Genomic DNA, 23,391 nt, shown 5'->3' on the forward strand with positions numbered 1-23,391 from the left:
TGGTCGGTGCGCGACCGGGGGTCGGCGCGACGGCGCTCAGCGCACCTTCTCGTGGGTGACGGCCAGGTCCGCGTACTCGGTGCGGATGGCGGGCTTCGCGATCTTGCCGCTGGGCAGCCGGGGAAGCGGCTCGTCCCGGACGACCACGTAGCGGGGCACCTTGTAGTCGGCGACCTGTTCGTTGCACGCGGCCACGATGGCCGCGGCGTCGACGTCGCCGCTGACGATCGCCGCGGGGGTCTCGCCGAACCGCTCGTCCTTGGCGGCGATGACGGCCACCTCGCGCACGCCCGGGACCGCGGAGATGACGGCCTCGAGCTCGAACGGCGACACGTTGATGCCACCGGTGATGATCAGGTCCTTGAGGCGGTCGACGAAGGTCAGCCGCCCCTCGGCGTCGCGGGTGCCGAGGTCACCGCTGTGCAGCCACCCGTCCCGCAGCGCCCTGGCCGTGTTCTCGTCGTCGTTCCAGTAGCCCGGGGTGACCCCCGGCCCGCGCATCACGATCTCGCCGGGCTCACCCGGCGCGCAGACCGAGCCGTCCTGCCCGATGACGGTGACGTCGGTGAAGATGCTCCCCCGCCCGCAGGAGCCGGCGTGCTCCTCGGCCTCCTCCGCCCAGGTCGCGGTGGCGATCCCGCCGACCTCGGTCATGCCGTAGATCTGGCGCAGGATCACCCCTTTCTCCCGGTAGGTGCGCAGCAGCGGCAGCGGCACCGCGGCGCCACCGACGACGGCCGTCTCCAGGCTCGCCAGGTCCGCCCCGGCGAACTCGGGGGCCGAGGTGAGCGCCTGGTAGATGAGCGGAACACCGAACATGACGGTGATCCGGTGCTCCTCGATCAGCCGGACCGCCCGCGACGGGTTCAGCTCCTTCTCGACGACGAGCGTGCCCCCGAGCACCCCGGTCATCACCAGCCCGTAGACCAGGCCGGGAGTGAAGGCGAGCGGGAGCAGCAGCAGGGTCCGCGCCCCCGGACGCATGCCCGGCTCGGTCAGCGAGTTCTCGAAGACGATGTCGAGCAGGGTGCGGTTGGTGCAGATCACGCCCTTGGACAGGCCGGTCGACCCGCTGGTGTAGAGCAGCGCCGCGGGGTCCTCGGGCGCGATGTCGACCCGGAAGTCCTCCCGGCCGCCCTCCCGCAGCGCGGCGAGCTCGTCCAGCCCGATGACGTCCAGCTGGTGGCCGCGCTCGACGACGCCCTCCAGCCCCGCCAGCAGCGCCGGCGCCGTGACGACGACCCCGCACCCGGCGTCGGCGAGGAGCTTGTGGAGCTCGGCGGCGACCAGGCGCGGGTTCAGCGGCACCAGCACCGCACCGGACTTGACCACTCCCCAGGCGGCGGCGACCCACTCGGGGCTGTTGGCCGACAGCAGCCCGACCCGGTCCCCCGGGCTGACTCCCGAGTCCACCAGGCGCCGCGCGACACGGCCGGACCAGTCCTGCAGCTCGCGGTAGGTGAGCACGTCGTCCTCGACGACGAGAGCCTTCTCCTCACCCTTGCGAAGCGCCCACCAGTGGAGCGCGGAGGCAATGGATGTCGACATGTGGTGATCTCCTTCGTGCGCCACGATGCGCATCCCGAGACGGTCCCGGATCGTACAGATCAAGAGATGGAGAAAGAAGGACAACCCTCTTCCCTACAGATTTTAGACCACTGTGGGCGACTGCCCTGTCAACGGCCCGACGGAGGCTTTCAGGCCGAAATCGGGAGTAGTCCCGACAGCCGTCCGAGAACGGCCTCGGCTTCGGCCACGATGCGCGGGATCAGCTCGCCCACCGCGGGGATGTCGTGGATGAGGCCCTGGCACTGCCCGACCGTCCAGATCCCGGCGTCCGGGTCGCCCTCCTCGAACACGCGGCGCCCACGGGTGCCCGCGACCAGGTCCCGGACGTCGTCGAAGGACCCGCCGTCGTCGAGGATCCGGACCACCTCGGTGCTGACGGCGTTCCGGGCGACACGGGCAGTGTTGCGCAGTGTCCGGAAGACCAGCTCGGTGCCGCGCTCGTCGCCGTCCACGATGGCCTGCTTGATGCGGTCGTGGATCGGGGCCTCACGGGTGCAGAGGAACCGCGTCCCCATGTTCACCCCGCCAGCACCCAGTGCGAGGGCCGCGGCCAGCCCACGGCCGTCGGCGAACCCGCCGGAGGCGACCACGGGGATGCGCAGACGCGCGGTGGCGGCGGGGATCAGCACCAGACCCGGCACGTCGTCCTCACCGGGGTGGCCGGCGCACTCGAAGCCGTCGATGCTGACGCCGTCGACGCCGATCCGCTCGGCCTTGACCGCATGCCGGACGCTGGTGCACTTGTGCAGGACCTTCACGCCGTGCTCGTGGAACAGGGGCAGGTGCGGCTCGGGGTTGGAGCCCGCGGTCTCCACCACGGGGACACCGGACTCGACGATGACCCGGCGGTACTCGTCGTAGGGCGGCGGGTCGATCGACGGCAGGATCGTCAGGTTGACGCCGAAGGGCCGGTCGGTCAGCTCGCGGGTCCGTGCGATCTCCGCGGCGAGCGCCTCGGGGGTCGGCTGGGTCAGCGCGGTGAGGAAGCCCAGGCCGCCCGCCTCGGCGACGGCGGCGACCAGCTCGGCCCGGCCGACCCACTGCATGCCGCCCTGGACGACCGGGTGCTCGACCCCGAAGGTCTCGGTGAAGCTCGTGCGCAGGGACATCGGGTCCTCTCAGAGGGTCTCGGTGAAGCGGGCGGCCCGCTTGTCACGGAAGGCCTCGAACGCCTCGGCGGCGTCCGCGCCGCGCAACGCGATCGACTGGGCGACCCCCTCGGCGGCGAGGGCCTCGTCGACGCCGGAGCGGCCGCCCTCGTTCAGCAGCCGCTTCGTCAGCGCCATGGCGACGGCGGGTCCGGCCGCCAGGCGGGTGGTGATCCCGTCGACCGTGGCGTCGAGCTCGGCGACCGGTACGACCCGGTTGACCAGGCCCATCGCCGCCGCGTCGGCGGCGGGCACGACGTCGCCGAGCAGGCACAGCTCCTTCGCCCGGTGCAGGCCGACCAGCCGCGGCAGGATCCAGGAGCCGCCGAAGTCGACGGTCAGGCCCCGCCGGACGAAGATCTCGGAGAACCGGGCCCGGTCGGACGCGACGACGAGGTCGCAGGCCAGCGCGAGGTTCAGACCGGCCCCGACCGCGACACCGTCGACCCGGGCCACGGTCGGCACACTCATCCGGTGGACGGCGGCGGCCGCGCGGTTGATCCGGTTCATGTGCCCCAGGGGGTGCGCGTCGTCCGAGACCGCGGACAGGTCGGCGCCGGAGCAGAAGTCCTCGCCCGCACCGGTGAGCACGACGACCCGCACCCCGGGGTCGTCGTCGAGCTCGGGGAGCGTCCGGGCGAGGTCGGCGAACATGTCCGCCGACAGGGCGTTGCGCCGACCCGGGTTGGAGAGCTCGACGGTGGCCACGGTGCCGCTCCGCCGGACGTGCAGACCCACGTGGGAGCCCTTCGGTCGGGATACCGGGGCCGTCGTGGGAGGACGGCCCCGGTACCGGGTCAGGAGTAGTCGATCACGCCGCGGAGGTTGCTCCCCGCGTGCATGTCCTCGTAGCCCTGGTTGATGTCCTCGAGCTTGTACCTGCGGGTCACGAGCTCGTCGAGCTTCAGCTGGCCCTGCTGGTACATGTTCAGGAAGTAGGGGATGTCGCGGCTGGGCGAGGACATCCCGAACAGGGCGCCCTGGATCCGCTTCTGGTACATCGCGAACTCGAAGAGGTTCACCGGGATGACGTTCTCGTCGATGTTCGCGACCGCGGTCAGGACGATGGTGCCGTCCTTGCGGGTGGCGGCGAAGGCCTGGCCGACGTGCTCACCGGTCGCTACACCGACGGTGACGATGACGCAGTCCGCGCCCTGCCCGTTGGTCAGCGACTGGGCGAGGTCGGTCGCCTCGGTCATGTTCGAGGCCACGTCGGTGGCGCCCAGCTTCAGCGCGCTCTCGCGCTTGAACGGGGCCGGGTCGACGGCGATGACGCGCACCGCGCCCGCGTGCTTGGCACCCTGGACCGCGTTGATGCCGATCCCACCGACGCCCATGACGATCACGACCTGACCCGGCCGGACCTGCCCGGCGTTGACGGCCGAGCCCCAGCCCGTCGGGACGCCGCAGCCGACCAGCGCGGCCGACTCGAGCGGGATGCTCTTGTCGATCTTCACGGCGCCCCACTCCGGCATGATGCTGTACTCGGAGAAGGTGGAGACGAGCGAGCACTGGGCGACGTCCTGACCGCCGTGGTGCAGCCGGAACGTGCCGTCCAGCTGCGTGCCCAGCATCATGAACGCGCCGTTGTCGCAGAGGTTCTGCTTGCCCTCGCCGCACCAGCGGCAGCGGCCGCAGCCGGGGATGAAGCTGGCGACGACGTGGTCACCGGGCTCCAGGTCGCGCACCTTCGACCCGACGGCCTGGACCACTCCGGCGCCCTCGTGACCCCCGCAGTAGGGGTAGTGCGCCGACGGGACGTCGCCCTTGGCGACGTGGTCGTCGGAGTGACACAGACCGGCGGCCGTGTACTTGACCAGGACCTCGTACTCCTTGGGCTCGTCGACGTCGACCTCGACGATCTCCCACTTGCCCGGTGCCTCGAACAGGACCGCTGCTCTCGACTTCATCGTCTGCTGCTCCTCGCGGTGTGGGGTCGGGTCACTCGAAGTCGACGCGCTTCATCGCGACGATCACGTGCTGGAAGGCGGACATGTTCTTGAGCAGCTGCGACATCTTGCCGCGCACCCGGAGCTGGCCGCGGGTCATCGCGACCGTCGGGTTGATCTTGTCCTCGAACAGGCCGCGCCAGACGTCGCTCGAGCCGCTGATCACGAACTGCGCGTTCTCGAGGTCCTCCGCGGTCGCGTCACGGACCTCGGTGACCTTGCCGTCGTCGAAGACGCAGTAGAACTGGCCCTCGATCGGGGCCTCGTACTTGTAGACCATGGTCATCGAGATCCCGGCACCCTTCTGGTGCCACACGGGGTCGTTGTTCAGCTCATCGGCCATGGCCTGGTAGAAGTCGACGGTTCCGAGCTTGACGGTCATCTGTGCTCCTCCGGGGAACGGTGGTGGGTGGGAGAGGTCGGATCAGGCGGACCGGCCGAGGATGAGCGGGAGCCGCTCGACGCCCTTGACCTGGCTGAGGTGGCGGACCGGCGGGTCCTCCGGGTCGAGCTTGTAGTCCGGGAACCGGCGGTGGAGCTCGGTGAACGCGATCCGCAGCTCGTTGCGGGCCAGGTGCGACCCGAGGCAGCGGTGGTGCCCGGCGCCGAAGCCGAGGTGCGGGTTGGGCGAGCGGGAGAGGTCGACGGTGTCCGGGGAGTCGAACTTCTCCGGGTCGCGGTTGGCGGCGCCGTAGGGGATCAGCACCTTGTCCCCCGCGGAGAACTGCACGCCACCCACGACGACGTCGGACGTGATCACGCGGGCCGCGGCGACCGCGGACTCCCAGCGCACCATCTCCTCGACCGCGGTCGGAACGAGCGAGGGGTCCTCGACCAGCTGCCGGCGGACCTCCGGCTGCTCGGCGAAGAGGATCACGCTGTGGGCGAGCTGACCGAGCACCGTGTGCAGTCCCGCGATCATCAGCAGGAACAGCATGTTCAGCATCTCGAACTGGGTCAGGTCCCGGTCCTGGAACTTGCCGTTGACGAGCACGCCGGTGACGTCGTCGACGGCAGGGTTCTCCATCCGCTCGTCGAGCATCTCGGCGAAGTAGGCGTAGACCTCCATCGCCGCGGCCATCCGGAACTCGGTGGCCTCCTCCTCGGAGGCACCCGGCTTGCCGAGGACGATGTCGTCGGTCCACTTCTGGAACCGGGGGGCGTCCTCGTGCGGCCAGCCCATCATCGCCAGGAACACCCTGGTGGGCAGCGGCTGGGCGAACGCCTCGACGAAGTCGACCTTCTCCTTGCCCTCCATCGCGTCGAGCAGCTCGGTGACGATCGCGGTGATCTCCGGCTCGAGCGCGCTCATCCGCTTCGGGGAGAAGAGCTTCTGCAGGATGGCGCGGTAGGCGCCGTGGTCCGGTGGGTCGACCTCCAGCGGGATCATCGGACCGTCCTGGCCGATGGTCCCGGGGATGTTGACGCTCTCGCTGGAGAAGACCTCGGGGTTGCGGCAGACGTCGTGGATGTCGTCGTAGCGGGTCAGGATCCAGTGGCCGCCGTACTTGTCCGAATGGGCGACCGGGCACGTGTTGCGGAGCTCGGCGTAGCGCTCGTAGACGGTCTCGACCTGCTTCGGGTCGTGGATGTCGAAGTCGACCTGGATGTCGGCGGTCTCGGCCGTGCTGGGGGTGCTGGTGGTCATGTGGTGGCTCCTCGGCGGTGTCGGGAGTGCTCAGCTCGTGGGGTGATCGAGCAGGACCGCCCGCTCGGGACAGTTGCGTGCCGCCGTACGCGCCTCGTCGGCGGCGGCACCGGAGACGTTCGCGGCCAGCAGGACCGGGAAGCCCTCGTCGTCGGCGTCGAACACCTCGGGAGCGAGGGAGTAGCAGCGGCCGTGACCGGCGCAGGTGTTCCGGTCGACGTCCACGGTCAGTTCGGTTGACACGGTCGTCCTCTCAGTCCCAGTCGAGACCGACGGCGCCGTAGGAACGGCCGTCGATGTCGGTGTCGAGAGCCGTGTAGAGGCTCTTCACCTTGGTGTAGGCGTGCAGGCCGTCGACGCCGAGCTCGGAGCCGACCCCGCTGCGCTTGCGGCCGGACAACGGCGTGCGCGCGACGTCCGCCGCGGCCACGTCGTTGATCCACGTCAGACCGCTCTCGAGCCGCGCGGCGACGGCGCGCGCGGCCTGGAGGTCGGTGCCCCATACCGAGGCGGCGAGCCCGTACTCGCTGTCGTTGGCGATCCGGACGGCGTCGTCGACACCGGAGTAGCGCACGACCGCCAGGACCGGTCCGAAGATCTCCTCACGGGCGGCGACGTTGTCGGTGTCCACCGCGAGCACCGTCGGGGCGACGTAGTGCCCACCCTCCGGCACACCGGTGGGTCGCTCGCCCCCCGCGACGACGCGTCCGCCCTGCTCGACGGAGCCCGCGACGAACTTCTCGATCTTGTCCCGCTGGGCCGCGGAGATGACCGGGCCGACGTCGGAGGTCAGCTCGGTCGCGGCTCCCACGGTCAGCTGGCCGGCGCGGGTGGCCAGCAGGTCCAGGAACTCGTCGTACCGCGAGTCCGGCACCAGCATGCGGCTCGTGGCCACGCACGCCTGCCCGCTGTGCATCATGCTGCTGAACAGCGTGCCGCGGACCGCGAGCTCGGCAGGCGCGTCCGGCAGCACGACGGCGGGGGACTTCCCGCCCAGCTCCAGCAGGACCTCCTTCGCGGTGGCCGCGGCCGAGGCCATGATCCGCGTGCCGACGGCGGTGCTGCCGGTGAAGCTGACGAGATCCACTCCGGGGTGCGCGACCAGGGCCTCGCCGGCCGTGCGGTCGCCGTGCACCAGGTTCAGCACGCCCGGCGGGAGGCCGACCTCGTCCGCGGCCCTGGCCAGCGCCTCCAGGCCGAACGGGGTGAGCGGCGAGGACTTCAGGACCACCGTGTTGCCGGTCAGCAGCGCGGGGGCCGCCTTCCAGACGGCGATGAACAGCGGGAAGTTGTACGGGGTGAACCCGGCGACGACGCCGACCGGCTCGCGGTGCAGCTCCCACTGCCCGAAGCCGGGGGTCGTCTGCATCGGGAAGGCCGTCGGTGCCAGCGACGCCGACATCTCGGCGAAGTCGCGCAGGTGCCCGAGCGGACCGCCGACCTACAGCATCCCGCACAGGCGCGCGGTGCAGCCGGTGTCGCGCACCAGCTCGTCGGACAGCTCGTCGAAGCGGGAGTCCAGCGCGGAGGCGAGGTCCCGGAGGACCTGGGCGCGGTCCTGGGGGCGCATCCGGGCCCACGGGCCCTCGAAGGCGGCCCGCGCGGCACCGACCGCCTGGTCCACCACGTCCGCGCCGCTGTCGGGGACCGATCCGATGATCTCACCGGTGGACGGATCGTCCACCTCGATAAATGGACCGCTCGCCGCAGCCCAGCGACCGTTGACGTAGTTCTCGAACTGCTTCATTGCATCTCCGCTGGTCAGACGGTCAAGAGGTTCGGCCCACATTGCCAGGATCCGTCGGAACGAGTCGTAGCCTAAAGACTCTAGGCAAAGCCGTCAAGACGCTTTACCGAAAACCTTTCGACGAACGGCGGACAGGGTGAACACCATTCCCGGCGACGGCGGGACCCGCCGGCACGCCTGCGTGCCGGTCCACACAGGAGAACGATCGGACGGACCGGGCGTCACGCAGCGGAGTCATGGCGGTGCACAGGGTGCGACGCGCGGTTCCGTGTCGGATCGGGTCGGCCCGGACCACAGCTACACTCCGGCCATGACAGCAGGTCCGTCGGAGTCGTTGAGACGGGCGGGGGGCGGAGTCCGGGAACGGCTGCTCCGCGCGGCGGAGGAGTGCTTCGGCCGCTTCGGGGTCGCGAAGACGACCATGGAGGACGTCGCGAAGGCCGCGTCGGTCTCCCGCGCGACCCTCTACCGCCATTTCGCCGACCGCGAAGCGCTCGTCGTCGCCGCCGTGGAGCGACGCGCCCTGATCAACGTGCCGCGGATGCAGGCCCACATCCAGCGGTGGCCGACGTTCGCCGACCGGCTGGTCGAGGGACTGATCTACAACATCGACAAGGGCAGCCGGGACCCGGTCGTCCAGCTCCTGATCGTCTCCGAACAGCACGGCCTGGTCGGGCGCACCCTCGGCGGGCACACCCTGGCCGAGGGCATCACCCTGCTGATGTGGGAGCCGATCTTCCTCGACGCCATCACCCGCGGTGAGATGCGCTCGGACCTCGACCTGCGCGCGGCCGCCCGCTGGATCGCCGGGGTCAACCTGCTGCTGCTCGAACGGGACCGGTCGGTCGTCACCGAGGACGCGCTGCGCGAGGAGCTCCGGACCTTCGTGCTGCCGGCGTTCCTCCCCTGAGCCCGCGCCCTCACCGCTTCCCGAGCATCTCCTCCGAACCGAACAGGGTCGCGCTGACCAGGGGCGCCATCGGTCCCCCCAGCAGCAGCGACGACCGCGCCCCGGGGACCTGGTTGGCCGAGGTGCCCCGGATCTGCCGCACCGCCTCGAGCACCAGGCCGATCCCGTGCACGAACCCCTCCGCGATGTTGCCGCCCGCGGTGTTGATCGGCAGCCGCCCGTCCGGCGCGGACAGGTTCTCGACCGTCATGAACTCCCCCGCGGCCGGGCCGGGCGGGCAGAGACCGAGGTCGATGAGCGCGGCGACGGCGGGGCCGCTGAAGTTCTCGTAGACCTGGACGACGTCGACCTCGCCCGGCTTCACCCCGGCGTCGGACCAGAGCCGGTCCACCATCGCCGGGTGGAAGCCGGCGCTGGTGTAGGGCTCGTCGTTCTCGGCGGACTCGCACCAGCCGCGCGCGGCCCCCTGGACCCCGCTGAGGACGTACGCGGGCGTGGTCGCGAGACCGCGGGCCCGTTCGGCGGTGGTCAGCACGACCGCACCGGCCGCGTCGTTCTCCCGCGAGCAGTCGAAGAGCCGCAGCGGCTCGGAGATCCAGCGCGCGTCGGCGTAGGTCTCGTGGTCGAGCGCCCGGTCGCGGCCGGCCGCGACCGGGTTCGTCGACGCGTGCCGGTAGTCGGCCGCGACGAGGGCCTCCAGTGCCGACGGGGGCACCCCGTCCACCTCGATCATCCGCTGCGTCCGCAGCGCGCAGATCTGGACCGGGGTGAGGACGCCGTGGTCGTGCAGCAGCGGCGGGAAGTGGCCCTTGCCGTAGCTGCCGCGGCCGTCGTCGGCCTCGGTGATCCCCCGGTAGACGACGACCGTCTCGGCCTGGCCCGCCGCGATGGCCGCCGCGGCGGCGTTGACGGCGGCCGCGACCCCGCCGCCGCCACCGCCCCACACCATCGTCGACCAGCGGACCTCGCGGACCCCGAGGTCCGCGGCGAGGGCGACGCCCTCGTTCTGGTCGTTGGCGTAGGAGACGAACCCGTCGAGCTCCCGGGCGTCGATCCCGGCGTCGGCGCAGGCGGCCAGGACGGCCTCCAGCGTCAGGCGCAGCGCCGACGCCGGGCCCTCGCCCCGCTTGTGGAACGGGGTGTGCCCGATCCCGACGACCGCCGCCGCCCCGCGCATCCCGCTCATCGGGTCCCCTCCACGATCCGCCAGCGCAGCAGGGCCGCGCCGTCGCCGGTCCGGTCGAACTCGCCCCGCACCCGGTCGCCGACGGCCGGGGTCGTCGCGTCCCCGTCGCGCAGCACGCCGAGCACCCGCCGGCGACCGGCGCCGTCGAGCTCCACCAGGACGACGACGTAAGGGACGTGCCCGCTCACCTCCCGGGCGAACGGCTGCCAGGTCCGCGTCCACGAGTAGACCGACCCCGACGGCTCGACGACCGGCCAGTCCAGGTCGGTCCCGTGGCAGGCCGGGCACAGCGCCCGGGGCGCCCATATCCACTCGCCGCACCGGCCGCAACGCTGGATGCGCAGCTCACCGGCGGCCAGCCCGGCCCGGTGCGGGGCGTGGAGGTCGTCGTCGTAGGCCGGCAGGGGCTCGAGGACCGGCGGGGTGTCGGGCACGTTGCGCACCTCCGACACCCGCCAGCCCTGTGGCAGCCGCACCCAGCGGGACCGCAGCACGGTCGTGTCGCCGTCGGCGTGCCGGTAGCGGATGTGGGCCGCCATGAGCCCGTCGGCCTGACGTTCGATGCTCAGCACCTCGCTGCCGACCATCGTCCGGGGCAGCCGCGCCGAGGCGACGAGCTGGCCGACCCGGTCGGGCCGGAAGTCGGCCAGGGTGGCCTCCAGGTCGCCGGCGGCGACCACCTGGCCGTGCCGTGCGACGACCGCGGGCAGGTCGTCCGGGACCCCGTCGCCGAGAACGGGCGCCGTGCGCCCCGTGGCCGGGTCCGTCGTCGTGTCACTCATCGCAGCAGGTACTCCGCGTCGGTCCGCTCGTGCACGAAGCCGAGCGCTCGGGTCAGGTGGACGAGCCGGTCGTCGTCGCCGTCGACGACGAGCGCGGCGACCGGCAGGCCGGCACCGGCGATCTCCTCCATGGCCGCGACCAGGAGCGCGGCGCGGGTGGCGTCGGCGCGCCCGTCGGGCCACACCGCCGGGCCGTGGATCCGGCCGGCGGTGCCGTACTCGGTCGCCTCGTCCGCCGCGACGTCGACCCACACGGCGCCGTCCACACCGGACCGGCCGGCCACACGGACCAGTGCCCCGTCGGCGGGCGGGTCACCGGCGAGGGTCCCGAGCATCCCGCGGACCGCCGCGGGCTCGTCGGGCCCGGTCACGTCCCGCACGTCGACCTCCGCGGCCGCGGGCACCTCGGCGAGCAGGTCGTCGCGGCGCAGCCCGCGCACCGGGGCCAGCAGGTTCCACTGGTGCCGGGTGCGGGAGATGTCGTGGGACCCGAACCGCCGGGTGAGCCGACGGGCGGCCGGGTGGTCCCCGCGCGCCCAGATCCGTACCTCCCGGGCACCGGTCCCGGCCCAGCCGTCCGGGGCGTGCACGTCCAGCCCGATCTTCTCGAACAGCAGGGTGGTGACACCGCGGGACCGCAGATCCGGCCGCACGACGTACCGCGCGACCGCGGTGCCGTCGGACGCGACCCGGAGCTGCAGGTAGGCCGCGAGGACCGGCACCCCGCGGTCCTCCACGACCTCCCGCTCGTCGGGCAGCAGGTGGACGACGAGATGGTGCACGTCCGGGCCGTCGTCCGGCCGCACCCTGGGGAAGCCCGCCTCGGCGTCGTGCCCGGCCGCGTCGTCCAGCAGCGCCCGGAGCCCGGTGCGCAGGTCCTCGGGCACCGAGCGGTACCACTCGTGGAGGATCACGACGTCAGCTTCCGGAGCTCCCGCCGGAACACCTGGTTGGCGACCTCGTTGCGGCCGAGCAGCATCGAGCCGCCGTCCGCGCTGGCCATCCCCTCCTGGGAGCTGCGCAGCAGCGGGAAGTCCTCCTCGTGCAGGACGGCGATGAGGATGTTCCAGTTCTTGTCCCACAACCGCTCCCACTTGTCGCGGTTCATCCCGGACTCCTCGACCGGCGGGACCATCAGGCGCATCTCCATCCGGCACCGGCCCGGGTCGGTGGGGTGCGGACGGAAGGTCAGCAGCTGGAAGTGGTCGGGCTGGCGCAGCAGGGTGCTGTTCGGGAGCAGGAAGTGGGTCTCGGTGATGTGCTTGTCCAGGCTCGTGTCCCCCGGGTCCTCGTCGAGGTACTTGTCGATCGTCTTGCGCGGCGCGATGAATCGGCAGTGACGGCCGAAGTCCTCGATGGTCAGGACGTTGGTGTGGATGTGCTTGGCCGCGGTGTTGGGGTGCGCGTACTGGATGTGGTAGCCGTCGAGGAAGGCGTCCTGCATGACCTTCCAGTTGACCGGCTCGTCGAAGCCCTCGGACCGGACGGCGACGAGTTTCTCGATGCCGTAGCCGGACATGATCCCGTCCATGTCCTCGCCCAGCCAGGAGGCGACGTCGATCTCGGCGCCCGCCCGGTCGACGATCCAGACGAACCCGTGCCGCTCCTCGCAGGGGAGCTCGACGAGACCGAACTGCGACCGGTCGATGTCGCCGAAGGTGTTGTCGCGGGTGACGGCGCGGAGGCTGCCGTCGGTGTCGTAGGACCAGCGGTGGTAGCCGCAGGAGAACAGGCGGCAGCGGCCGGACTCCTGCTCCTCCAGCAACGCGCCCCGGTGGCGGCAGAGGTTGACGAAGGCCTTGACGCCGCCGTCCTTCTGACGCACGACGATGACCTTGTTGCGGGGCATCTGCCGGGTGATGAAGTCGTTCGGCCGCGGGAGCTCGGAACCGTGGGCGATGATCGACGGCACCTCGCCGAACACGCGGTCCCGCTCGGTCCGGGCGACCTCCGGGTCGGTGAACTCGTGCGGCTCGAACGAGGCGACCTCGTCGAACCGGTCCGTGCTGTCGTCACGGAGGTGCTGGAGCGTCCGCCGGATGCGGTCCTCGCGGGGCGCGATGGAGCGGGTCATCGTTGTTCCCTTCGTGGCATGCGTGCCGTGCTCGTCCGCCGGATGTCGCGGACCGGCCGATACGTTCAGAGGTCGAGGATCAGACGGGCGCTCGTGGCCCGGGAGACGCAGGGGAAGACGACGTCACCCGCGGCGCGCTCGTCGTCGTCGAGGATCGAGTCCCGGTGGTCGGGGGTACCGCCGAGCACCGCGGTCTCGCAGGTGCCGCAGGTGCCCTCCCGGCAGGAGGTCTCGACGGGGACGCCGGCCTCCTCGAGCGCCTCGACGACGCTCACGCCGGCCGGGACCGGCACCACCCGGCCCGACGACGCGAGTTCGACCTCGAAGCCCTCGTCACCCCCGACGCCGCCCGCCGGTTCCTGCCGGGTCCGCGGGGCGAAGCGCTCCACGTGCAGCGGACCGGCCCCGGGCCGCTCGGCGTGCCGCTCCTCGATCGCGTCGAGCAACGCCCCGGGGCCGCAGCAGTAGATCGCGGCTCCGGCGGGGGCCGAGGCGAGGATCCCGTCGAGGTCGAGCAGCCCGGACCGGTCCTGCGGGTGCAGCGTGACCCGCTCGCCGTAGCGGTCGGTGAGCTCGGAGGCGAACGCCATCCGGGACCGGGAACGCCCGCCGTAGACGAGTCGCCACGGCAGACCGCGGCGGTCGACCTCGGCGACCATCGGCAGGATCGGGGTGATCCCGATGCCGCCGGCGACGAACACGTAGGACTCGGCGTCGACCAGCGGGAAGTGGTTGCGGGGACCGCGGATCGCGACCTTGTCCCCGACGGCGATCCGGTCGTGGACCTCCCGGGACCCGCCGCGCCCGTCCTCCTCGCGGAGCACCGCGACCGTCCAGGTACCGCGGTCCTCGCGGGAGCCGCAGAGCGAGTACTGACGCACGAGCCCCGGCGACAGGACCAGGTCGACATGCGCCCCGGGCTCCCACGCGGGCAGCTCGCCACCCGCCGGGTCCGCCAGCTCCAGGGCGACCACGTCATCGGCGACCTCGGTCCTCGACCGGACTTCCAGGTCGAGTGTCTCCCCCGGGGTGCGCTCGCTCATGAGCAACCACCGCCTTTTCCGTCCACCCGTCACTCGGCGGGCAACACGAAAAACCTTAAGGCTTTAGGCGTCGGGGGTCAAACGATGACGCAAAGGTGCTGCATACTTGACGGGTGCCCGTATTCAAGGCAGCTCCGCTGACCCGACGCTCGATCGCGCGCGCCGCCCTCGCCCTCGTGGACGAGGACGGCTACGAGGCATTCAGCATGCCCCGGCTCGCCGAACGCCTGGGTGTGCGCACGCCGTCGCTCTACCACCACTTCGACGACCGCGCCGGGCTGATGGCGGAGATCGCCCGCACCGTCGTGCGCGACACGCCGGTCCCCGACGTCGCCGTCGACGCCCCGTGGACGGAGTTCTTCGTCCTGCTCGCCCTCAACTTCCGCGCGACGATCCTGGCCCACCCGTCGGCGGCCCCCCTGCTCCTGCAGTTCCTCCCGCGCGAGGTGCTGGTCCGCAGCCACGAGGCGGCGGCCGAGCGGCTCCGGTCCTGCCCCATCCCGCTGGAGGACCACGTGCTGCTCCTCGACGGGCTGGAGAAGCTGACGCTGGGCAGCGCACTGACCGAGGCGGTGGGCGACCGGTCCCAGAGCGGCGACAACCCGTTCCCGATGGAGGACCCGGCGCTGACCCCACAGCTCGCACGGGCCGTCGATGCCCACTCCCTGAACCGCGCGGAGCTCTTCGTCGCCACGATCCGGGCATTCCTCGACGGCGTGGCACACCGTCACTGACACCGGCACCGGCGCTGACGCCGGGACTCGATGAGACATGTGACATAGTACGTCGCATGTCTCGTTCGGGACGCGGCGAGGACGCCGCGGGAGCCACCGGCCTGTACGACCTCTTCCGGCTGGACGGTCGCGTCGCGGTCGTCACCGGCGCCAGCTCCGGTCTCGGCGCCGGGTTCGCCGGTGCTCTGGCGGAGGCCGGCGCGGACGTGGTCCTGGTCGCCCGCCGCGCCGACCGGCTCGGTGAGGTCGGCGCCTCGGTCACCGCGCGGGGCCGCAGACACCTCGCGGTGCCTGCCGACGTGTCGGACGAGGACGCCTGCGAACGGGCGGTCGAGGCCGCGGTCGCGGAGTTCGGCCGGGTCGACGTCCTCGTCAACAACGCGGGGGTCTCGACCGTCGTCCCCGCGCTGCGGGAGGAGCCGGCCGGGTTCCGCCGAGTCCTCGAGACCAACCTGAACGGCGCCTACTGGATGGCCAGAGCGTGCGCCCGGCACATGCCCCCCGGCTCGGCGATCGTCAACGTCGCGAGCGCCCTCGGCCTGGTCGCCTCCCGGCTCCCCCAGGCCGCGTACTCGGCGAGCAAGGCGGGCCTGCTCGGGCTGACCCGCGACCTGTCCCAGCAGTGGGCCGGCCGCCGCGGCATCCGCGTCAACGCCCTGGCGCCGGGCTTCGTCCGGACCGAGATGACCGGGGAGATGCCCGACGACGTGCTCGACGGGTTCCTGTCCGGGCTCCCGCTGGCCCGGCTCGGCACCCAGCGCGAGCTGGACGCGGCGATGCTGTTCCTCGCGACGCCGGCATCCGGCTACGTCACCGGGGCCACGCTCGCCGTCGACGGCGGGATGAGCGGGCACTGACGGGCACCGGCCACATGGTCGCGGGCGACGACGACGTGTTCCGCCGCGACCTGCTCGACCTCCTCGACCGCCGGTGCCGGCGGACCTACTGAGTGGGTTCCTGCAGCACACCCGCCTCGAGCAGCTCCTCGATCTCGGCGTCGGACAGCCCCAGCAGCTCCCGGGCGATCTCCCGGGTGTGCTCCCCCTGCCGGGGCGCAGGAGCGAGCGCCGGCACCGGGAACGAGGAGAACCGCGCCGGGCCGGTGTTCGCCGGCAGCGCCACCGGCAGGTCCGGGTGCTCCATCGTCGAGAAGGCGCCCCGCGCGACGAGGTGCTCGTCGTCGGGCTCCTCGGGCAGGCGCACCATCGCCCCCGCCGGGACGCCCGCGGCCTGCAGGTCCCGCACGGCCTCCGCCGGTGACCGGGTCGCCACCCAGGACGCGACGGCCCGGTGCGCCGGACCGTCCGGGTCGCGACGCTGCGCCGGGGTGGACGCCCCCGACGCGTCTCCGCCGACCAGGGTGCGCAGGCGGTCCCAGTCCCGCCCGTCGCGGGCCTGGACGACCACCCACTCGTCGTCGCCGGCGCAGGCGAACACGCCCGTGAGATCGGCGCGGCCCGCCGTGGCACCGGCACCGCGCTCGACGGACTCGGCGGCGAGCACCGGGCCGAGCAGGGTCAGGGCGACGTCGGCCTGCGAGATCTCGATCGCCGCGCCCCGCCCGGTACGGTCGCGGCCGATCACCGCGGCCAGCGAGCAGAGCGCGGACACCGCTCCGGCGACGTGGTCGGGGAACACGGTCGCGCCGTCGCAGAACGCGTCGTCGCGCCCCGGGACCGCCCACAGCGAGGAGAGCCCGGTGGCGGCCCGGACCAGCGGCCCGTACCCCATCCGCCCGCTCCACGGCCCGGAGGCGCCGAAGGCGCTGCTGTCGCAGACGACCAGCCGCGGGGCGACCGCGCGCAGGTCCTCGGCACCGAGTCCGAGCTTCGCGAGCGTGCCCGGCCTGAAGTTGGCGAGCAGCACGTCGGCGTCGGCAGCCAGTGCGCGGAGTAGCTCACGCCCCCGAGCTGTGCGCAGGTCGAGCCCGATGCTGCGCTTGTTGCGCTGCCCCCAGGCGAACGAGGCGCTCATCCCCGCGCAGCGGCGGGACTGCCGGAGCCCGTCCGGGAACCCCGCGTTCTCGACCTTGATCACCTCGGCGCCCTGGTCGGCCCAGAGCCGTCCGGCCTCGGCGCCGGCCACGATGACCCCGAGGTCCAGCACCCGCAGGCCCGCGAGGGGACGCTCGGACGACGAGGGGTCCCGGGTGACGGGCGCCCGCTCCGGGAACGACGGGTGGCCGTCGACGATCGTGGCGACCGGGTCCTCGGCCGCGGCCCGGACCCCGTCCACGGTGGCGAAGCCCTGGGGGACGACCGCCTCCAGGTCCGGGGCGACCGCGACGGGCCGGAGCGCGCCGGTGATCCGGAAGTGGGCCTCCTCGATGGCCTCGGACGGGGCGAGGACACCGCCGACCGGGATCCCCCGCTCGGCGCCCTCGTCGACGAGCTCGGCGCGCTTGCGGCCCGCGAACAGCTCGGCGATCAGCGGGTGCAGCCGGTCGGCCGCCGCGAAGCGGGCCGGGATGGTGTCGTACCGCGGGTCGGCGAACTCCTCCGGCGACCCCAGCCACGCGAACATCGCACGCCACTGACGCGTGGCCAGCAGGCAGATGCGGACGTGGCCGTCGTCGCAGCGGAAGACCGGGTAGAAGGCCCGGGCGTCCGGCCGGTCCCGGGGGAAGTCCTCCGACCGGCCGGCGGCCGCCGATCCCTGGGTGCCGAACCCCGGGTCGAACCCGTGCACGACCGCCTCGTGGGCCGACACGTCGACCAGCTCGCCCCGCCCGGTCCGCGACGCGTGGACGTGGGCGACGAGGGCCGCCCATGCCGCCTGGACCGCGGCGGTCCCGTCGGCCAGGCCGGGCGGGGGCAGCAGCGGCGGCTCGCCCGGGAGCCCGGAGCGCGACAGCACCCCGCCCACGGCGGTGAGGACCGCGTCGGTGACGACCCGGTCCCGGTGGGGACCGGTCAGGCCGTACGGCGTCAGCGCGACGACGACGAGTCCGGGGAGCCGGCGGCGCAGCTCGTCCGGGTCCAGGAGCGCCGCGGCCGGCCCGTCGAGCACCACGATGTCGACCTCCGCGGCCGCGGCGAGCAGACGCTCCCGGTCCCCCTCCTCAGCCAGGTCCAGGCTCCACGGGGTCACACCGCGGCCACGCAGGACATACGGCAGGCCGACGCCGTGCAGGACGGGCTCCTCCGACCGCGACCGTGCCCCCGCGGGCGGCTCGACCCGGACCACGGCCGCACCGAGGTCGGCCAGCAGGGTGGCGCAGAGCCCGGCCGGGCCGTCGCACAGGTCGATCACGCGCAGCGCGGCGAGGGGGCGGGTCATGGGCGGGTCTCCTCGACTGTGGTTCCGGCGGGGGCGACGACGGGCAGACACTCGCCGAGCCCGGTGGTCTGCGGACCGGCGATCGCGGCGCCGGTCATCGGCCCTCCCAGCGCGGCTCGCGCTTCTCGGCGAACGCCGTGGCCCCCTCGCGGGCGTCCCGGCTGCCGAAGACCACCCGTACCGCCTCCCGGTTGACCGCCCACACCTCGGGCTCCCAGACCGATCCCCCGGCGTGGGTCGCGTGCACCACGTGCTTGCTCTGCCGGACGGCGAGCGGCGCGTTCGCCGCGATCGTCCCGGCGAGCTCCAGCGCGACGTCGAGGGCCGTCCCGGCCGGAGCGACCCGGTTGACCAGTCCCCACTCCCTGGCGGTGGCGGCGTCGACGGGCTCGCCGGTCAGCGTCATCTCCAGGGCGATCTTCAGCGGCACCTGCCGCTGGAGGCGGATCACCCCGCCTGCGGCGGCGAACAGGCCGCGGCGCACCTCGGGCAGGCCGAGCGTCGCGGTCTCGTCGATGACGGCGAGGTCGCAGGCCAGGACGATCTCCGTCCCACCACCGAGTGCGAACCCGTTGACGGCGGCGATCACCGGCGTGTCCACCCAGTGCTGGACGATCCCGGCGAAGCCCCACTCGGGGTGCCCCTGCGCGTCGATGCGGTGGCCGCGCGCCACCTCCTTCAGGTCGGCGCCCGCGCAGAACGCGCGGCCCTCGCCGGTGAGGACGATCGCGCGGACCGCCGGATTGGCGTTCGCGGCCTCGAGTGCCTCACCGGCGGCCTCGGACAGGGCCGCGTTCACGGCGTTCATGGCGTGCGGGCGGTTCAGCGTGACCACGGCGACGGCGCCGCGGGTCTCGTACCGGACCGCAGGACCGTCGGTCCTGCTGGTGGACGGCGCGGGCTGGGTCATGGCGGGGTTCCTCTCAGGCTGCCGGCGGCAGGTAGACCGAGCGCACCGACAGGTAGGGCGCCAGCCCCTCGGGGCCGAGCTCGCGGCCGAGGCCGCTGTCCTTGACGCCGCCGAACGGGGCGTTCGGGTCGAGCGCGTAGTGGTTGACGCCGACGGTCCCGCTCTCCACGCGGGCGGCCAGCGCGACGCCCCGCTCGGTGTCGGTGGTCCACACCGTGCCGCCGAGGCCGTAGGGCGAGTCGTTCGCGATCCGGACCGCGTCGTCGGTGTCGGCGTAGGGGATCACGCACAGCACCGGGCCGAAGATCTCCTCCCGGGCGATCGCGGCGGAGTTGTCGACACCGGCGACGACGGTGGGCTCGACGAACCACCCGCGCTCCAGACCGGCCGGCACTCCCCCGCCGGTGGTGATCCGGGCGCCCGCGGTGCGGCCGGCCTCCACCATGCCGAGCACCCGGCGCTGCTGGGCCTCGCTGACCAGGGGCCCGATCGCGGTGCCCCGGTCCAGCGGATCGCCGACCGGCAGCGCGCGGACGGTCTCGGTCACCAGCTCCAGCAGCTCGTCGTAGCGGGACCGGGGGACGAGGATCCGGGTGCACGCGTGACAGGTCTGACCGTTGTTGGCGAGCGAGACGGCCGGGAGCGAGCGGGCGAACAGGTCCAGGTCGGCGTCGTCGCACACGATCGAGGCGGACTTGCCCCCGAGCTCCAGCGTCACCGGCCGCAGCCGGCTGCCGCACTCGGCGCCGATGGCGCGCCCGGCGCCGGTGGAGCCGGTGAACGCGACCTTCGCGACGTCCGGCTCGGCGATCAGCGCGGCGCCCGTCTCCCGGCCGCCGGCCACGATCCCGAGCACCCCGGGCGGCAGACCGGCCGCGAGCGACGCTTCCGCGAACGCGACGGCGTCCAGCGTCGTCTCCGGGGCGGGCTTGAGCACGACCGGGCATCCCGCGGCCAGCGCCGGGCCGAGCTTCATGGCGGCCAGCGCCTGCGGGTAGTTCCACGGGGTGATCGCCGCGACCGTGCCGATCGGCAGCCTCCGGACGATCGACCGGGCGAGCGGCCCCGAGCGGTGGTCGTCCGGCAGGCCGTCGCGGATCAGTCCGGCGTAGTAGCCGAGGATCACCGCGGCGCCGTGCCCGTTCGCCGCCACGGACTGCCGGATGGGCATCCCGTTCTCCCGGGACACCTCGGTCGCCGTCACCCGGGCGCGGGCGGTCAGCGCCGCGGCGAACCGGTCCAGCACGTCGGCCCGCTCGGCGGGCGGTGTGGCCGCCCATCCGGCGCGGGCGCGTCCGGCCGCCGCCACCGCGCGGCTCACCTCGTCCGGGCCGGCCGGGACGACCTCACCGAGCGCCTCCCCGGTCGCGGCCTCGAGAACCGGCAGCGGGTCGGCGCCCCGGTCGGTCCAGGCACCGTCGACGAAGGATCCGATCCGTTCCATGCACACCCCTGTGGAGGACGGCGACCGACTGCCGGGCGCCACTCCCTAAAGACAATAGCCTAATTGTTTTAGTTTGTCGGCGACGAACGTCCGACCTCGCGACGAGCACGACGGCGCCGGGCCGTGGTCGCGCCGCGGCCCGGCGCCGTCGTCGGGAACCGGTTCAGACCGGGTTGAGCTCGGTCACCAGCCAGCGGTCACCGTCGCGCTCCATCGTCACCAGGACCCGCGACCCGGACAGCGTGGGCTGCTGCTGCCCCGCCCGGGTGGAGGTCTGGTTCAGGAACATCGTCAGCCGGACCCGGTCCGGCGAGGCCGGCTCGGCGACGCCCGCCGCGGCGACCGAGGTCTGCGTGACCAGCTGGTCGCGGTCCGACGCCGGGATGACGATGTCCCGGACCAGGCTCCGGTAGTCGTCCTTGAAGCGGCCGCCGACCTCGTTCAGGCGGGCGTCCAGGTCGGTCTTGATACTGCGGTGGTCGTAGGAGAGCAGGTTCGGGACCGACTCCTTCGCCACCGCCAGTGCGGTGTCCCCGGCGTCCGCGGCCTGCGTGGCGCGGACCTGCAGCACGGCGAACACGACGGCCAGGCCCAGGAGCGCGACCGCCGCGCCGGCGAGGACCCGGGTCGCGATCCGGGGACGGTCCCGCCACCAGCTCGCGAGGGCACGGGCGCCGCGGAGCGGCAGAGCGGCGGCGGCGGTCGCCGCGCGTCCGATCGGACGCAGCACGCGCCTCACGGCACGAACTCCACTCGTGCCACCAGCCAGTCGCCGTCCTTCTTCTGGAGCTCGGTCACCATCCGGTAGAACCGCGACTCACCGTTCGGGACGGTCCGGTTGTGCACCGTCGCCTTGACCGCGACGATGGCGCGGGCGGTGTCACCGTCGAGGCTCTCCAGCCCCGCGCCCGTCACCTCGCCCGTGGTGGCGACCTTCGACTCCTTCACCAGGGTGATGTAGGAGTCCAGGTTCTGGGCGAACAGCCCGCCGAAGTCTCCGGTGGCGCCGTCCAGCACGCGCCGGACGTCCTGCTCGGCGGTCTCGTAGTTGATCGAGGTCAGCTCGACGGCCGCCGCCTGGGCCTTCTCCAGCGCGGCGACCCGATCGGCCTGCGCCGCCCGGGTGCCGTTCCAGAGCACACCCGCGATCACCGCCAGGACCAGCGCCACGACGAAGCCGGCGAGGACCAGCCGTCGGACGAGGGGCCGGGGTCCGTCCTCGGCGGACCCCGCCTGCGGGTCGGTCTCGGGGGCGTCGTCCTGCTCCTCGCCCACCGCGACCGGCGGGGCCTCCGGGAGCGCGGCCTCGTCGACGGTCCGGGCCGGGGCCCCGGCGGCCTCGGCCACCGGGTCGTCGTCGGCCGGGGCCGCGGACTCCCTCCGGTCGAGGGAAGTGCTTCTCACCACGTCAGCTCCTCAGGTCAGCGGTACCGGACCGCCCCACCCCGGGGGTGGGTGGGACGGAGGGGGGCCGGTGCCGGTCGGGGGCGCCCACCCGGGGGCGGACGCCGACAGCGGGACGGCTCGGGAGACGGCCGTCACAACCGTGTCGATCGTGACATCTCACGTATTCTGTCTCACTCCCGGGGTCCTCCCCCGGGTCGCCGCAGGTCATGACGGCACCGGGGCCGGTGCCGGCGTCATCAGGCCTTCCAGGGTCATCCGGTCCTGCGGGGTGGCCGGTGAGCTCACCGCTCCGATGGCTCCGAGCGGCTCGAAGGCGGGCTCGTTGTTCAGTCCGGTCTCCGGACGCAGGGTCAGACGGCCGGCCGAGGTGGGGCTGAACCCGGAACCACGGCACTCGAAGATGGTCGCGGCGCGCCGCCCGGGGGGCGATCCGGGCTCGAAGCACGGCAGGTTGCGCGCGCTGCGAGCCAGCGTCGGGTCGTCCTGGGGCAGCTTGCAGTAGCTGTTCGCCGGCAGCGGGACGTCCCCGGTCTCCATCGCGTTGCGCGGGCCGCCCGGCTGACCCGCGGGTATCCAGCCCTCGACGCAGTTGGGCTGGTTCACGTTGGTCTCGAGGTTGAACCGGAAGATCCCGGGCTCGCTCTCCGGCGCGATGACCAGCGACGACGCCGTGAACATCGGGTACACGACGAGGATCTGCTCGATCGGCGCGTGGTAGGCCTCGGCGAGGCGGGTCAGCACCTCGGTCGTGCTCAGCAGCCGCGGGGTGCTGCGACTGAGGTCGGTGAGCAGGGAGTCGGCCTGCTGGGCGGCCCGGTTGCCGTCGGTCAGGACCGACCGCAGCGCCGCGTCGCTCTCGCGCAGCTGCCCGGTGAAGGACGCCAGGTTGCGTCCCCAGTTCCGGATGGAGTCGCTCGTCGCGAGCTGCGGATCGGCGAACCCCTCGAAGTCGTCGATGAGGTTCTCGGTGGCGGCGAAGTTCTGCTCGGTGCCGGCCTCCTCGACCAGGAGGCCGGTGTTGTCGATCAGCCGGCCCAGGTCGGGCCCGATGCCGCGGAAGGCGTCGGCGAACTCGGTCAGCACGGTCGTGAAGTTCTGCTGGTCGACCGAGGTCAACAGGTTGTCGGTCCCCTGCAGCACGCCGGCCGTCGGCACCGGGACCGAGGTCAGCGCCAGCGGGACGTGGTCGCCGTCGGCCATCGGGGCCGCCGCCGGGTCCTGGGGGACGAAGTCGACGAACTGCTCACCGATCGCGGAGACGCTGTGCACCTCGGCGCGGCTCCCGCTCGGCGGGACCCGGTCCTCGTCGATCGTCATCCGGATGCGGACGCCCTCGGGGTCCAGGTCGACGTCGGTGACCGTCCCGACCGTGACACCCCGGTAGGTGACGTTCGCGTTCGGGTAGAGGCCACCGGCCGCGGGCAGGGTCGCGGTCACCGCGATCCGGCCGATGCCGAGGACCTGGGGAACCCGGACGTAGTAGAAGACGATCAGCAGGGTGGCGACCAGGGTCAGCACGGTGAAGATCGCGATCTGGATCTTGACGTAGCGGGTGATCACG

The 23,391-nt window shown here is 72.9% G+C and carries 21 protein-coding genes and 1 pseudogene; 3 read left to right on the top strand and 19 right to left on the bottom strand.

The annotated features are described in order from the left end of the window. Positions 1–36: 36 nt before the first annotated feature. From Ae331Ps2_RS02760 to Ae331Ps2_RS02795, 8 genes and pseudogenes are all read right to left on the bottom strand, one after another. Positions 37–1,548, bottom strand: a complete 1,512-nt coding sequence (locus tag Ae331Ps2_RS02760; RefSeq protein WP_020627469.1) for a class I adenylate-forming enzyme family protein — start codon at positions 1,546–1,548, stop codon at positions 37–39. A 149-nt stretch (positions 1,549–1,697) separates the two neighbouring features. After that, positions 1,698–2,678 carry a nitronate monooxygenase family protein gene (locus Ae331Ps2_RS02765; RefSeq protein ID WP_020627470.1) on the bottom strand — a complete coding sequence of 327 codons (981 nt, stop codon included), beginning with the start codon at positions 2,676–2,678 and terminating at the stop codon, positions 1,698–1,700. A gap of 9 nt (positions 2,679–2,687) precedes the next feature. Next, on the bottom strand, positions 2,688–3,425 hold the full coding sequence (locus Ae331Ps2_RS02770) for an enoyl-CoA hydratase/isomerase family protein (RefSeq protein WP_083696150.1): 738 nt from the start codon (positions 3,423–3,425) through the stop codon (positions 2,688–2,690). An 89-nt stretch (positions 3,426–3,514) separates the two neighbouring features. Beyond that, positions 3,515–4,627 (bottom strand): NDMA-dependent alcohol dehydrogenase, encoded by a 1,113-nt coding sequence (locus tag Ae331Ps2_RS02775; protein WP_020627472.1) that lies wholly within the window; start codon positions 4,625–4,627, stop codon positions 3,515–3,517. A 31-nt stretch (positions 4,628–4,658) separates the two neighbouring features. Further along, complete coding sequence (locus tag Ae331Ps2_RS02780; RefSeq protein WP_020627473.1) at positions 4,659–5,048, bottom strand: SCP2 sterol-binding domain-containing protein; 390 nt, start codon at positions 5,046–5,048, stop codon at positions 4,659–4,661. A 42-nt stretch (positions 5,049–5,090) separates the two neighbouring features. After that, a complete protein-coding gene (locus Ae331Ps2_RS02785; RefSeq protein WP_075310902.1) occupies positions 5,091–6,314 on the bottom strand; it encodes a cytochrome P450 in 1,224 nt (407 codons plus the stop codon). Between the two features lie 30 nt (positions 6,315–6,344). Continuing rightward, positions 6,345–6,557, bottom strand: a complete 213-nt coding sequence (locus Ae331Ps2_RS02790) for a ferredoxin (RefSeq protein WP_063718807.1) — start codon at positions 6,555–6,557, stop codon at positions 6,345–6,347. 10 nt (positions 6,558–6,567) lie between these two features. Further along, positions 6,568–8,103, bottom strand: a pseudogene (locus Ae331Ps2_RS02795) (aldehyde dehydrogenase). Positions 8,104–8,371: 268 nt separating this feature from the next. Here Ae331Ps2_RS02795 and Ae331Ps2_RS32975 point away from each other — a divergent pair. Continuing rightward, complete coding sequence (locus tag Ae331Ps2_RS32975) at positions 8,372–8,971, top strand: TetR/AcrR family transcriptional regulator (protein WP_075310900.1); 600 nt, start codon at positions 8,372–8,374, stop codon at positions 8,969–8,971. A 10-nt stretch (positions 8,972–8,981) separates the two neighbouring features. Here Ae331Ps2_RS32975 and Ae331Ps2_RS02805 read toward each other — a convergent pair whose 3' ends face one another. The 5 genes from Ae331Ps2_RS02805 to Ae331Ps2_RS02825 form a co-directional block, all read right to left on the bottom strand. Beyond that, on the bottom strand, positions 8,982–10,157 hold the full coding sequence (locus Ae331Ps2_RS02805) for a transporter (RefSeq protein ID WP_043281721.1): 1,176 nt from the start codon (positions 10,155–10,157) through the stop codon (positions 8,982–8,984). Further along, on the bottom strand, positions 10,154–10,939 hold the full coding sequence (locus Ae331Ps2_RS02810; protein ID WP_020627479.1) for a Zn-ribbon domain-containing OB-fold protein: 786 nt from the start codon (positions 10,937–10,939) through the stop codon (positions 10,154–10,156). The genes Ae331Ps2_RS02805 and Ae331Ps2_RS02810 overlap by 4 nt, the downstream gene beginning before the upstream one ends. Beyond that, entirely contained in the window at positions 10,936–11,853 is a 918-nt protein-coding gene (locus Ae331Ps2_RS02815) for a hypothetical protein (protein WP_075310898.1), read from the bottom strand. Before Ae331Ps2_RS02815 ends, Ae331Ps2_RS02810 begins: the two co-directional genes overlap by 4 nt. Continuing rightward, positions 11,850–13,013: an aromatic ring-hydroxylating dioxygenase subunit alpha gene (locus tag Ae331Ps2_RS02820; RefSeq protein WP_020627481.1), complete on the bottom strand. Its 1,164-nt coding sequence runs from the start codon at positions 13,011–13,013 to the stop codon at positions 11,850–11,852. Before Ae331Ps2_RS02820 ends, Ae331Ps2_RS02815 begins: the two co-directional genes overlap by 4 nt. Before the next feature lie 65 nt (positions 13,014–13,078). Continuing rightward, complete coding sequence (locus Ae331Ps2_RS02825; RefSeq protein ID WP_075310896.1) at positions 13,079–14,056, bottom strand: PDR/VanB family oxidoreductase; 978 nt, start codon at positions 14,054–14,056, stop codon at positions 13,079–13,081. Between the two features lie 113 nt (positions 14,057–14,169). Here Ae331Ps2_RS02825 and Ae331Ps2_RS02830 point away from each other — a divergent pair, with 113 nt between their 5' ends. Beyond that, entirely contained in the window at positions 14,170–14,790 is a 621-nt protein-coding gene (locus Ae331Ps2_RS02830) for a TetR/AcrR family transcriptional regulator (protein WP_075310894.1), read from the top strand. A 56-nt stretch (positions 14,791–14,846) separates the two neighbouring features. Further along, positions 14,847–15,647 (top strand): SDR family NAD(P)-dependent oxidoreductase, encoded by an 801-nt coding sequence (locus tag Ae331Ps2_RS02835; RefSeq protein WP_075310892.1) that lies wholly within the window; start codon positions 14,847–14,849, stop codon positions 15,645–15,647. A gap of 85 nt (positions 15,648–15,732) precedes the next feature. Here Ae331Ps2_RS02835 and Ae331Ps2_RS02840 read toward each other — a convergent pair whose 3' ends face one another. From Ae331Ps2_RS02840 to Ae331Ps2_RS02865, 6 genes are all read right to left on the bottom strand, one after another. Continuing rightward, on the bottom strand, positions 15,733–18,069 hold the full coding sequence (locus Ae331Ps2_RS02840; RefSeq protein ID WP_075310890.1) for a CoA transferase: 2,337 nt from the start codon (positions 18,067–18,069) through the stop codon (positions 15,733–15,735). 94 nt (positions 18,070–18,163) lie between these two features. Next, the gene (locus tag Ae331Ps2_RS02845; protein ID WP_075310888.1) at positions 18,164–18,979 is read right to left on the bottom strand and encodes a crotonase/enoyl-CoA hydratase family protein; all 816 of its coding nucleotides are present in this window, start codon (positions 18,977–18,979) and stop codon (positions 18,164–18,166) included. A gap of 13 nt (positions 18,980–18,992) precedes the next feature. Continuing rightward, on the bottom strand, positions 18,993–20,423 hold the full coding sequence (locus Ae331Ps2_RS02850) for an aldehyde dehydrogenase (RefSeq protein ID WP_020621821.1): 1,431 nt from the start codon (positions 20,421–20,423) through the stop codon (positions 18,993–18,995). 163 nt (positions 20,424–20,586) lie between these two features. Continuing rightward, entirely contained in the window at positions 20,587–21,153 is a 567-nt protein-coding gene (locus Ae331Ps2_RS02855; protein ID WP_075310886.1) for a hypothetical protein, read from the bottom strand. Between the two features lie 5 nt (positions 21,154–21,158). After that, on the bottom strand, positions 21,159–21,827 hold the full coding sequence (locus Ae331Ps2_RS02860) for a hypothetical protein (RefSeq protein WP_139318961.1): 669 nt from the start codon (positions 21,825–21,827) through the stop codon (positions 21,159–21,161). 207 nt (positions 21,828–22,034) lie between these two features. Continuing rightward, complete coding sequence (locus Ae331Ps2_RS02865; RefSeq protein WP_075310884.1) at positions 22,035–23,390, bottom strand: MCE family protein; 1,356 nt, start codon at positions 23,388–23,390, stop codon at positions 22,035–22,037. Position 23,391: the final 1 nt, after the last annotated feature.

Source organism: Pseudonocardia sp. Ae331_Ps2 (genome assembly GCF_001932405.1).
Lineage (GTDB): Bacteria > Actinomycetota > Actinomycetes > Mycobacteriales > Pseudonocardiaceae > Pseudonocardia.

Bases quoted from the DNA above. Each gene is read 5' to 3' on its own strand.
- Ae331Ps2_RS02805 (WP_043281721.1), bottom strand. From the start codon at position 10,157: ATGAGCGGGATGCGCGGGGCGGCGGCGGTCGTCGGGATCGGGCACACC.
- Ae331Ps2_RS02825 (WP_075310896.1), bottom strand. From the start codon at position 14,056: ATGAGCGAGCGCACCCCGGGGGAGACACTCGACCTGGAAGTCCGGTCG.
- Ae331Ps2_RS02765 (WP_020627470.1), bottom strand. From the start codon at position 2,678: ATGTCCCTGCGCACGAGCTTCACCGAGACCTTCGGGGTCGAGCACCCG.
- Ae331Ps2_RS02820 (WP_020627481.1), bottom strand. From the start codon at position 13,013: ATGACCCGCTCCATCGCGCCCCGCGAGGACCGCATCCGGCGGACGCTC.
- Ae331Ps2_RS02835 (WP_075310892.1), top strand. From the start codon at position 14,847: ATGTCTCGTTCGGGACGCGGCGAGGACGCCGCGGGAGCCACCGGCCTG.
- Ae331Ps2_RS02850 (WP_020621821.1), bottom strand. From the start codon at position 20,423: ATGGAACGGATCGGATCCTTCGTCGACGGTGCCTGGACCGACCGGGGC.
- Ae331Ps2_RS02840 (WP_075310890.1), bottom strand. From the start codon at position 18,069: ATGACCCGCCCCCTCGCCGCGCTGCGCGTGATCGACCTGTGCGACGGC.
- Ae331Ps2_RS32975 (WP_075310900.1), top strand. From the start codon at position 8,372: ATGACAGCAGGTCCGTCGGAGTCGTTGAGACGGGCGGGGGGCGGAGTC.
- Ae331Ps2_RS02785 (WP_075310902.1), bottom strand. From the start codon at position 6,314: ATGACCACCAGCACCCCCAGCACGGCCGAGACCGCCGACATCCAGGTC.
- Ae331Ps2_RS02775 (WP_020627472.1), bottom strand. From the start codon at position 4,627: ATGAAGTCGAGAGCAGCGGTCCTGTTCGAGGCACCGGGCAAGTGGGAG.
- Ae331Ps2_RS02810 (WP_020627479.1), bottom strand. From the start codon at position 10,939: ATGAGTGACACGACGACGGACCCGGCCACGGGGCGCACGGCGCCCGTT.
- Ae331Ps2_RS02780 (WP_020627473.1), bottom strand. From the start codon at position 5,048: ATGACCGTCAAGCTCGGAACCGTCGACTTCTACCAGGCCATGGCCGAT.
- Ae331Ps2_RS02845 (WP_075310888.1), bottom strand. From the start codon at position 18,979: ATGACCCAGCCCGCGCCGTCCACCAGCAGGACCGACGGTCCTGCGGTC.
- Ae331Ps2_RS02760 (WP_020627469.1), bottom strand. From the start codon at position 1,548: ATGTCGACATCCATTGCCTCCGCGCTCCACTGGTGGGCGCTTCGCAAG.